Source organism: Chryseobacterium sp. S0630, from assembly GCF_024158915.1.
Lineage (GTDB): Bacteria > Bacteroidota > Bacteroidia > Flavobacteriales > Weeksellaceae > Chryseobacterium.
Genome location: NZ_JAMZGF010000131.1, coordinates 1 through 667 on the forward strand (window position 1 = coordinate 1; position 667 = coordinate 667).

The window sequence follows — 667 nt, forward strand, 5'->3', positions numbered from 1 at the left end:
TTGCGCATTGTAAGCGGGCTTGAGCTGGCCGTTCTTCATGTGATCCTCCTTCATCCGCATAAAAGTAGCATCTGTATCGGTTTTGCTGTAAGAGCCACGCTCTGCCAGAATCTCTTCCTGCTGTTGGTATTTATCAAGATTCTTTTCAAAATTATTTCTGATGTAGTTCAACTTGGCTTTAGCTTTAGCTCCCCCTTTCTTATCAGTGATTTTACTTCCTTTCAGTTTCTTGTTGATACTTTCTACCGTTTTTTGGATTTTCTCTTTGTTGATTTCCCTGAACTCCGGAGGTTCGGGATCTTTATCTTCATCCGAAGCGATGCCTTGGGCATACTTCCAGAGTTCTTCCAGCTGCTTTAGCATTTTTTCTTTGTTGGTTTTGATGGATTTCCCCCACACAAAGGTGTAGCGTCCTGCCTGCGCTTCAATCTTGGTTCCGTCGGTATAGATTTGCTTTAAAGTTATTAAACCTTCTTCAGCCAACAGCAAAATCACCTGTGTAAAGACATCCTTAAATGCAGTTTGCAATTTCTGGCTCCGAAAACGGGCAATGGTATTATGATCGGCAATATTCATATTGGAAAGCCACATGAACAAAACATTTTCCCGCATCGCCTTTTCTATTTTACGGGAGGAATAAATATTTTCCATATACGCAAAAACCATC

General features: G+C 41.1%; 1 protein-coding gene. It reads right to left on the minus strand.

Translation table 11 applies throughout. The annotated features are described in order from the left end of the window. Positions 1-667: transposase (locus NK356_RS24060; protein WP_253318254.1), on the minus strand; the 667-nt coding region annotated here is incomplete at both ends.